This is a genomic window from Paenibacillus sp. AR247 (assembly GCF_002968895.1).
In the GTDB taxonomy this organism is placed as follows: Bacteria; Bacillota; Bacilli; order Paenibacillales; family Paenibacillaceae; genus Paenibacillus_AQ; species Paenibacillus_AQ favisporus.
The window spans coordinates 1,854,748-1,863,957 of record NZ_PCZT01000009.1 but is presented as its reverse complement, the minus strand read 5'-3'; the positions used below and the strand labels follow the sequence as shown (position 1 = coordinate 1,863,957).

General features: G+C 54.3%; 13 protein-coding genes and 1 pseudogene. 11 read left to right on the top strand and 3 right to left on the bottom strand.

The window, feature by feature from the left end; all coding sequences use genetic code 11:
• Window positions 1-89 precede the first annotated feature (89 nt).
• The 6 genes and pseudogenes from CPT76_RS17155 (at window position 90) to CPT76_RS17130 (ending at window position 4,670) form a co-directional block, all read left to right on the top strand.
• Window positions 90-578 carry a DinB family protein gene (locus CPT76_RS17155; protein ID WP_181152888.1) on the top strand — a complete coding sequence of 163 codons (489 nt, stop codon included), beginning with the start codon at window positions 90-92 and terminating at the stop codon, window positions 576-578.
• A gap of 1,045 nt (window positions 579-1,623) precedes the next feature.
• Window positions 1,624-1,854 (top strand): annotated as a pseudogene (locus tag CPT76_RS17150) (EamA family transporter); the annotation flags it as partial.
• 224 nt (window positions 1,855-2,078) lie between these two features.
• Window positions 2,079-2,603 (top strand): GNAT family N-acetyltransferase, encoded by a 525-nt coding sequence (locus CPT76_RS17145; protein WP_105443700.1) that lies wholly within the window; start codon window positions 2,079-2,081, stop codon window positions 2,601-2,603.
• A 27-nt stretch (window positions 2,604-2,630) separates the two neighbouring features.
• Entirely contained in the window at window positions 2,631-3,074 is a 444-nt protein-coding gene (locus CPT76_RS17140) for a hypothetical protein (RefSeq protein WP_105443699.1), read from the top strand.
• Window positions 3,062-3,742 (top strand): HAD family hydrolase, encoded by a 681-nt coding sequence (locus CPT76_RS17135; protein ID WP_105443698.1) that lies wholly within the window; start codon window positions 3,062-3,064, stop codon window positions 3,740-3,742. The genes CPT76_RS17140 and CPT76_RS17135 overlap by 13 nt, the downstream gene beginning before the upstream one ends.
• Before the next feature lie 25 nt (window positions 3,743-3,767).
• Window positions 3,768-4,670, top strand: coding sequence for a GNAT family N-acetyltransferase (locus CPT76_RS17130; protein ID WP_105443697.1), 903 nt, complete (start codon window positions 3,768-3,770; stop codon window positions 4,668-4,670).
• On the opposite strand, the gene CPT76_RS17125 is transcribed toward CPT76_RS17130, so the two are convergent.
• Window positions 4,671-4,868, bottom strand: coding sequence for a hypothetical protein (locus CPT76_RS17125; RefSeq protein ID WP_105443696.1), 198 nt, complete (start codon window positions 4,866-4,868; stop codon window positions 4,671-4,673).
• A 112-nt stretch (window positions 4,869-4,980) separates the two neighbouring features.
• Between CPT76_RS17125 and rpiA the strand changes: the two genes are divergently transcribed.
• Genes rpiA through CPT76_RS17105 form a run of 4 tightly spaced genes read left to right on the top strand, consistent with a single transcriptional unit; the run spans window position 4,981 to window position 6,859 of the window.
• The gene (gene rpiA / locus CPT76_RS17120; protein ID WP_181152887.1) at window positions 4,981-5,661 is read left to right on the top strand and encodes a ribose-5-phosphate isomerase RpiA; all 681 of its coding nucleotides are present in this window, start codon (window positions 4,981-4,983) and stop codon (window positions 5,659-5,661) included.
• A 14-nt stretch (window positions 5,662-5,675) separates the two neighbouring features.
• Window positions 5,676-6,140: a VanZ family protein gene (locus tag CPT76_RS17115; protein WP_105443694.1), complete on the top strand. Its 465-nt coding sequence runs from the start codon at window positions 5,676-5,678 to the stop codon at window positions 6,138-6,140.
• 57 nt (window positions 6,141-6,197) lie between these two features.
• A complete protein-coding gene (locus CPT76_RS17110; RefSeq protein ID WP_076168391.1) occupies window positions 6,198-6,665 on the top strand; it encodes a MarR family winged helix-turn-helix transcriptional regulator in 468 nt (155 codons plus the stop codon).
• Window positions 6,662-6,859 carry a YwbE family protein gene (locus CPT76_RS17105; protein WP_076168389.1) on the top strand — a complete coding sequence of 66 codons (198 nt, stop codon included), beginning with the start codon at window positions 6,662-6,664 and terminating at the stop codon, window positions 6,857-6,859. The genes CPT76_RS17110 and CPT76_RS17105 overlap by 4 nt, the downstream gene beginning before the upstream one ends.
• Before the next feature lie 119 nt (window positions 6,860-6,978).
• On the opposite strand, the gene CPT76_RS17100 is transcribed toward CPT76_RS17105, so the two are convergent.
• Window positions 6,979-7,278 carry a hypothetical protein gene (locus CPT76_RS17100; RefSeq protein WP_105443693.1) on the bottom strand — a complete coding sequence of 100 codons (300 nt, stop codon included), beginning with the start codon at window positions 7,276-7,278 and terminating at the stop codon, window positions 6,979-6,981.
• Window positions 7,279-7,377: 99 nt separating this feature from the next.
• Window positions 7,378-8,226 carry a helix-turn-helix transcriptional regulator gene (locus tag CPT76_RS17095; protein ID WP_105443692.1) on the bottom strand — a complete coding sequence of 283 codons (849 nt, stop codon included), beginning with the start codon at window positions 8,224-8,226 and terminating at the stop codon, window positions 7,378-7,380.
• Between the two features lie 292 nt (window positions 8,227-8,518).
• On the opposite strand from CPT76_RS17095, the gene CPT76_RS17090 reads away from it, so the two are divergent.
• Window positions 8,519-9,210, top strand: a 692-nt coding sequence (locus CPT76_RS17090) for a beta-ketoacyl synthase N-terminal-like domain-containing protein (RefSeq protein ID WP_308737603.1), incomplete at its 3' end; no start/stop codon positions are given.

Sequence of the window (9,210 nt, the reverse complement as noted above, 5' to 3'; positions counted from 1 at the left end):
TTTGTTCTTGTCTCAAATGCCATTCCCGGGTATCATAGAGTGGCATGGCCAACGCCATGACAGATTGACTTGGGTTGGGAGAGATGAGGATGAACGACATGCCGGAGAAACTTGCGCCGATGCGCGAACTGATCGATGGGGTGAAGGCACTGGCGGATATTCCGGAAGATCAGTGGACGGGAGCGATAGCCGAAGGCAAGTGGTCGCCGCAGGAAATCATCGGGCACATCATGCTGTGGGACAAGCATTTCCTGGAGCACGCGATCCGGCCGATGGCGGCCAAAGAACCGATGGATATGCCAAAGGTGGAGCTTGATGAATTCAACCGGGAAGCGGCCGCGTATGCGCGCAGCCAAGGACGCCAGGAGCTGATCGATCAGACGGTGCACTGGCGGGAGCAGATCATCGGAGAGCTGAAGCGGATACCGGAAGAAGAGTATGCCACCGAATACAGTACCGGAAGCGGCAAGCTGTCCGTAGACGAGTATCTGGCCGATTTTTACTGGCATAGACCGCCATCATATGAATCAGATCCACAATTACATAGCAAACGGGCACAAATAGAACAGCTCTCCTAACAAGAGGCCGTAACGAGGTGAAAACTTACTTCGGGCGGTCTTTTTTTTTTAAGCAAGCAACCTATATCGGATAGGAAGAGGAGGAAAGTGATGAGCAGCCTCATGAATAGGGGAGGTCAAAAATAAAGCATGCGGTAACCCCTAAGCTCCGGGGAATTTCTTCGTGGCTGATCTGGCATGAAATCGGATGGCCGGACCGTAGACTAATAGAAAACTATCTGTCTGAGCCCAAGGAGGTCTGGCATGAACAGAGAAGACCGGCTGGTAGCAAGCCCACATGGGGGGACGCCTGAATCCGTAAGCATTCGCGAGGCCGAGCCGGCGGAATGGGAGTGGTACCTGCGCATTTATGATAAACAGATGGCTGCAGGGTTCAAGCCGCCGCATCATACCGATTTATTTCTGCCTGCGGGTTTCATGCCTTATTGGTTGAAAAAAAACGGAAAGGTGATCGGCGGTGCTGCTCTTTCGGGCAGCGCGATCCGGGATTTGTTCACGATTCCACCCCATCAGGTGGATAACGGATTAATCCTTGCTGTCGTCGAGGCGATCCGGGAGACGGAAGCAGGAGGGGAAACGCGTACGATCCGCGCCTATGAAGTCTTTGCAGATCAGGAAGATGCCTATATGCGAGCAGGCTTTTTCCCGGCACCTCATAGGCATCGCTGGATGCAGCGGCCAACGGCCGAATATGCCTCCCACGGAAACGGCGGCTCAGCTTTTCAATCCGTAGAAATCCAACATGAGGGCGGAGAACGCAGGCTCGTGCTAGAACGGGAGATCGGTTTGTTTTTGTTCAAGCATGCATGGCATGAAGAGGGCAGCAAACTGGAGGACGCTTCTTTTGCTGACGTGCTGTCCAAGCTCAGGCTCGATGCTGCGCATATGACAGTGGAAACAGCGATGGCTTCAAGCTTCTTGTATGACACATCAACCCGCGCATTGACCGGGGTCTGTATCATTGGGATGCTGGCGGGCTGTCCCACGATTCAGGAGCTCACTGTCATGAAGGCTTACAGAGGCCGTGGGCTGGCGACCCAGATTTTTCGCGATCGGTATGCCGAAGGTGGGCTCCGGCACGGGGGCGATCCTGGGAGCTGCCGAATTGCCTGCGGCGGTCGTCGCTTCCGTCCTGCTGGTTCACGAGCATGTGAGCAGTCTGCAGTGGTTCGGGATCGTGCTTATTTTCATCGGCATCGCCATCCCGCAAATCCGCTTTTCAAGGAAGCAAAGCCCGCCGATATATGAACGACCGGAAAGCGCCGCACATCTTTAGCTTTTTGATGGGCCGCGAGATTAAGCATTACGGTACAGGGTAATGTAAACATGTAGACATCTCTTCTTATTTTAGCCTCGGCGCGTAGCCGCAGGCTGTTTTTTTGTATAATGGAATCAGTAAGAAGGGGGTTGATTTGCAATTATTCATGCAATGACTGCATTTTCTGTTTAGGGTAATCAAAGAAAGCTTCGATTTCATTAAAAATATGGAGGTAATTTCTTATGATTATCAGACAAATGCATGTGAACGAGGCGGACAAGATCCGCCAAATCGACCGGTCCGAACAGATCGACCGGATTTACAAAATGAACGGCGGGCAGCTTGAAACCGTTCCGATGGGACATGAATGTCCGACCTGGGATGAGGAACATACGGATGAAATGGTCAACCGCTTCCAGCGTGAGCTGGAGCAGGGAGGCACGGCATACGGGGCGTTCGACGGCGAAGTGCTCGCCGGCTTTGGCGTGCTCGGACACCGGTTTAGAGGCCGCAACCAAGACCAGCTGCAGGTGGATCTGATGTATGTCAGCCGGCCATACCGGAGACAAGGGCTGGCTACCCGGATCATGAACGAGCTGAGCCGCGTGGCCAAGGAGCGCGGAGCGAGCTATTTATACATATCCTCGACGGAAACGGAATCGGCGGTCGGCTTCTACCGTGCCAACGGCGGAAACCTCACCGAGGAAGTGGATGAGGAGCTGTATCAGCAGGAGCCGGAAGACATTCATATGCTCAAGAAGCTGTAAGACAGAGGAAATAGAGGTGAACGGGCAGTGTTCGTGTATTTTGCATTCGGAATAGGTATTCTCATCATGATCGGGGCAGGCGTGCTCGCTTGGAAAAATTCCAAAATCATCGCAGAACAGAAGAAGCAGCCCGGCCCCAGACCGATTCACTACACCTATACGGTGCAGGTGACAAGCCGCTTAGATGAAGAGGAGAACAGCCGTTTCACCCCGATTTATCGAATTTCGTATGAGGATCCTCAAGGAACGATGTATGCGTACTTAGGCAGGGTAACCGGGGAAAGGGAGCTGAAGCTGTCCGAAGCAACCGGCATCATGGAGACTAAGCTGGCGGACGTGCTCGCGAAGGGCCGGCTTAAGGCGGCGTCTCCTGTCATGGAAGCGGTCATCGGCGAAGAGGAGAAGGAGGCTGTCGCCCGTTTGGACCACAAGTTAAACGCGTCAGGGGGGGCTGGTCAATGGATGACTTGACAAAGCGGCCGATTCGGGCGGTGCTGTTTGATTTCGACGGCACGCTGGCGGATACGCTGCCATTGTCTTTTTACGCGTTTCAGGAAGTATTCCGCAAGTATACCGCGAAGGAGTACAGCAACGAAGAGATCATGGCCTGGTTTGGACCGACAGAGGAAGGCATTATCAGCCAGGTTTTGAAATCTCACGAGTCACTGCCGGAAGCAATTGACAACTACTATCGGATCTACGACGCATATCACGACCGGATGCTCACGCTTTCGGAAGAAATCCGCGGCATGCTGAACCGGCTGCGGGACATGTCCATTCCGATGGGCATCATCACAGGCAAAAGCCGCAGGTCGCTCGACATTTCCTCAGCGAAGCTCGCTATGGGGTCTTATTTCACCGTAGGCTTTGCCGGGGATGAGCTTACCCGTCCCAAGCCGGATCGGGAGGGCCTCGATAGGGCGATGGCCGTGCTCGGAGTAATGCCGGAAGATACGCTGTTTATCGGGGACAGCAACGCCGATATGGCAGCCGGGCGGGCGGCAGGCACCCGGATCGGCGGTGCAATATGGTTTGAAACGATTCAGAGCAGCAATCTTCTTCCCGTTCCCGATTATCGGTTCACCTCGCCGCTTCAAGTGACGGAGCTGATCGGCAGGTTAAATCAGGGCAAAGGATAAACAAGAGGCGAAGGAGGGAAGGCGAATGCACGTCGTTCAATTTCAGGATCCGGAAGCATTTTTGGAGCATACGGAGCCGGTGCTGCTTGAGAATGAACTGCTGAACAATCTTCCGCTTGGCATTCTGTACCGGTTGGTAGACACGATGAAAGAAGAAGGCGGCATTCCGCGGCATGGGGAGGGAAGCAGCCGGCTGTTTCTGGCGACGGTTCAGAACGGAGAGCAGCCCCTGCTCATACTCATCCAGACGCTGTCGCATCTGATTCTGTACGCAAGCGATGAAGTCGGCGGCCCGGAACAGCTTCGGACTTGCTGCTGCGAGGCGGTGGACTATATCATCCGTCAGGGTGAGGTATCCCAAATCCCTAGCATTATTGGGTTAACGTCAACCGCTGAAATGTTTGCGGAGGTGTGGCGCGACAAGACCGGCATTTCCTACCATGTCGGAATGAATCAGCGGATATACCGCTGCACGAAAGTAAACCCTATTTCCGAAAGCGGGGGGCACTTGAGGGAAGCTGGGCCAGATGATCTGCCGCTCCTTACAAGGTGGGTGCTGGACTTCAGCCGCGAAGCGCTGGAGCCGATCCCGCAGGAGGACGCCGAACGGATTGCCAGAAGGGGAGTCACCTTGTCTTCCCTCTATATTTGGGATGATGGGGGACCGGTCTCCATGGTCCAAAAATCGCGCCCGACCCGACGCGGTATCGTGGTCACGCTGGTTTACACGCCTCCCGAGCTGCGCGGAAGGGGCTATGCAAGCTCATCCGTAGCCGAACTGACCCGGCGGCTCCTAAGCAGTGATTACGAGTTCACCTGCCTGTACACGGATCTCAGCAATCCGGTGTCCAACCATATTTACATGAATATCGGCTACGAGCCGGCGGCGGATTCCATCGTGTATGTATTCGACCGGGCGGGCGAATAGTTACATATGATAGCTGCCTGTGGGTTCGTTTAAGACCCATTCCAGCATGGTCAGCATGTCTTCGACGCGGAGCAGCTGGGCAGACAGCGAGGCGTGGACCGGCGTGTCTGGTTCAGCCGATTCGATGCGTGAGAGCAGCGACTTTTTTTGCATCAGCAGTTCGTTCATTTTGGATTTAATCTGGTTTTCGGTTCTCATTGATAACCCTCCATGTGCAGTTGTTACGGTACCATGATGATTATACCAGTCTTGAAGGGCAGGTCCATAACCGAATCGGCCCATCCACTATACCAAGGAGATGATGAGGAATATGAATCTGAAGAAAATGGCTGCGGAAAAAGCGGTTGAATACGTTGAGGACGGCATGCGTGTCGGTCTGGGGACAGGCTCCACCGCTTACTGGGCGATCAAGAGAATCGGTGAACGCGTCAGGGAAGGGATGAGGATACAGGCTGTGGCGACTTCCAAGGCTTCGGAGAAGCTGGCGGCCGAGGAAGGGATTCCGCTGTTGCCTTTTCACCAATTGGACGGGCTGGACCTGACTATTGACGGTGCAGACGAAGTCAATCCGGAACTGAGCCTGATTAAAGGCGGGGGCGGAGCGCTGCTGCGGGAAAAAATCGTTGCCTACCACAGCAAGCAGCTGATCATTATTGCCGATGAGCACAAAGTAGTGAATACGCTGGGCGCATTTCCCCTCCCGGTGGAGATCATCCCGTTTGCGCATGAATGGACGCTGGCATCGCTGGAGAAGCTCGGATGCAGCCCGCAGCTGCGCACCGATAACGACCAGTTGTACGTCACCGACAACGGAAACTATATCGCCGATTGCCGCTTCGGGGAGATTGCCGACCCTGCGAAGCTGCATCAGCAGCTGTTATACATTCCGGGCGTGGTGGACAACGGGTTGTTCATTGGAATGGCGGACCGGGCGGTCATCGCCGGCAGCGACGGAACGGTTAAAATCATGGAGCGTCCGTTAAACCGGTAGGTCAAGCGCATTTCATGAAACAACCGGTATTGTCCGCTGCATGGCGAAATCTGCTGACCGTGTTGATCGTCGTTTATACGCTTCTTCTCCTCTATTGGATGTTCCTGGGGTTCGGACGAAGCCCGGGTTCATCCTTTCATTATAATGTGATTCCTTTGCGGACGATCCGGCTGTACATACAGTATGGCTGGACCATGTCCCCGAAAATATGGATCATCAATTTGTTCGGCAATATGGCGGTGTTCATCCCTTTCGGCCTCCTGCTGCCGCTGCTGATCCAGAAGCTGCAGTTGTGGCTTGTGCTTACGGCCGTCTTCGTTTCGTCCATCCTGGTCGTGGAATGGGCGCAGATGCTGCTGCGGGTCGGCAGCTTTGACGTGGATGACGTGATCCTGAATACGGCGGGCGTGTGGATCGGATGGTTGATCTCCAGCATTTGGCGGGAACGGACAGGCATAAAAAGAGGAACAAAGGTTTGACATCATCGCGTCTTTCGATTATCTTAGCATTAAGATAGCGCGTTTGGAGGTTTTTACATGGCTGGTAAAACTAGCAACGATGAATTGTCCCTGGATTTATTTATTGTCCTTGCCCGCGCCTATAATTCAGTAGTTGCCCACTCCATTCGTGATATTCAAAGCCACGGTTTGAATTCAACGGAATTTGGAGTCCTGGATCTGCTGTATCACAAAGGGCCCCAACCACTGCAAAAAATCGGGGAGAAGGTATTGATATCCAGCGGGAACATTACGTACGTGGCGGATAAGCTGCAGAAAAAGAATCTGCTTGTCCGCAAGGCGTCGCCGGACGACCGGCGGGTCATATTTGCAGATCTGACGGATGAGGGGAGAGCATTCTTCCAGAGTATTTTTCCTCAGCATCAGCAGGTTCTGGTCCGCGCGGTGGAAGATTTGGACAGCGAAGAGAAGATGCAGGCGATTCAGCTTCTGCGCAAGCTCGGATTGTCGGCAGAGCGGAAATTCAAGGAGAGTGGGGCTATATGAACGGACAGCTTCGCGCAAACATCAGGCCCGGACTCGAGGTCGATATCGTACTGAAGCAGGACCAGCGTACAGGCAAAAGGACACGCGGCATCGTGAAGGATATCCTGACCAATTCCGCCCAGCATCCGCACGGCATTAAGGTCAGGCTGACGGACGGGCAGGTCGGCCGGGTGCAGGAAATCATCACGCCATAAAGAGTTAGGAACGGAACAATCTTGGCAGTCATGCTGAAGCATGAAAAACAGCCGCTGCCCGCCGGAAGGGCGGGAGCGGCTGTTTTTCTTTGTATTGGTGACCGTTATTCCTCGGACGGTCACAGATGAAACCGTTCAACCTGATCCCACTGCTTTTCTTTGCGCAAAATTTCGCGCTGTTTTGGCCCGATCAGGTCAAAATGGGGAAAAGGAGAGCGGTTGTGTATATATTTCGGTGAAAGTCCGTGGCTGACGCACCATCCGGCGAGCCGATCCAAATCCGAGCAGCCGACCTTGGTAACCGTCGTCATCCCGGGAAAACGCGGGTCCAGCCAGTAGTGCGTTAAATACGCGATTTCTCCCCGGCTGACCGCCTCCTTCCACCGGTTCAGTTCAATGCGGTTAATTCCAAAAGCCATCCTGTGTTCATCCCCATCTATTTCGTCATTCGTCCTCGGATATGATTCATTCGTCTTCGCACATTTCCAGTTATTCCGCCTGGCATTCCTGCTTGCCGATTAAGCGTCTGCCGTACGCTGCATCAGACGCTTCAGCTTGGTTTCGGTCGGAGATCCGGCGCACGGCGTATAGATGCTGCAGCGCAAATCGCTGCCGCCCTGTACCTGTAGCGACGTTAAATCGAACAGCATCTTTCCGGCTTTGGCATGCCTGAACTCAATCAGCACCTCCGGCGCCGAGCTGACCTGGCTCTGTTTCCACAGCGTCAGGAATTCGGGATCGGTATTTTCCATTTCCCGCAGAAACTGTTCATACCATTCGTCATCGACGTACTGCCCGTAATACGCGCGAAAGATCGACAAAAACCCCATAATAAAATGCTCCCAGTTAACCGCCAGCCTCCGCAGCTCCTTGCGGGTAAACAGAAGGCGGATCAGGTTCCGCTCCTCGGGCGGAATCTGGGTAAAGTCGAGAAACACGTGGGCGGCCGCTTCATTCCAGCCGACAATCTGGAAACGCCGGTCGGATATGATCGTTGGACAGTAGTGGAGCTCGTCCACGATTTTTTGCAGGGCCGGACTGATCTGCTGGTACTCCTGCTGAATCGGGGCGGCAGCGGAGCCGCTCTCCAGGGCGAGCGAAAACAAATATTTCCGCTCGTCCGCTGTCAGCTGCAGCGCGGACGCGACGCAGTCGAGCACCGAAGCGGACACTTTGATGTCCCGTCCCTGTTCAAGCCAAGTATACCAGGTGCTGCTGACCCCGGCGAGCTGTGCCACTTCTTCCCGCCGGAGTCCGGGCGTCCGTCGGCGGGTGCCCTGCGGAAGTCCGACCGTTTCCGGCTGCAGCTTGGCCCGCTGGTTTTTCAGAAAAGCGGAAAGTGCATTAAGCCGTGTCTGCTGGTTCATCTGTTCTTGCACCTCTTTCAAAGTTAAAACCCATTTGCAGTTCCTTTTGTAGATCTAGATTCAGTTCTATTTGCAGATATATTTGCACATCTATTTGCACATCCAATTATAAGTTCCATCGTAGGTTCCGTTGCCATCCGGGTGTTTCTTATGATGGTGTTCATTATGATGGTGTTCATTATGATGGTGTTCATTATGATGGTGTTGTTTATACTAGGATAAACTATAACTTGTAATAGGATAAATGCTATGGAAAGATAATATCATAATTTGAGTTTGGGAGGAATACCAGATGGAGAAGGTTGTCGTTACAGGAATGGGGCTGGTTTCACCGCTGGGCAGCACGGTACCCGGCTTTTGGAATGCCATGATTCGAGGCGAGTCGGGAATATCCCGGATCGATGCGTTTGATACGTCCCGCATGAAGGCTTCCGTCGCCGGCATCGTGCGGGACTTTGATGCGGAGGCAAGGTTCGGCCGCAAGGAAGCCCGGCGGATGGACCGCTTCTGCCAGTTTGCGCTGGCGGCGGCTGAAGACGCGCTCAAGGATGCGGAACTGGACTTGGACCGCCTGGATAAGGAGCGGACGGGTGTGTACGTCGGCTCTGGTATCGGAGGTATTGGGACATTGATGGAGCAGGGGGACGTTCTTCGTTCCCGGGGACCGGAACGAGTCAGCCCGCTGCTCGTCCCGATGATAATCTCTAATATGGCCGCGGCGACGATCAGCATCCGGTTCGGCTTCACCGGACCTACGATGTCGCCGGTTACGGCATGCTCGATCGGCAATACAAGCATCGGAGAGGCGTTCCGGCTGATCCGCTCGGGCGGTGCGGACGTCGTGATCGTCGGCGGCGCGGAAGCGGCCATTTCCGAAATTTCGATGGCGAGTTTCGGCAATGCTACGGCCCTTTCGGCATGGAACGGGGATCCGAAGCTGGCAAGCCGCCCGTTCGATGCTGGCCGCGACGGGTTCGTCATGGG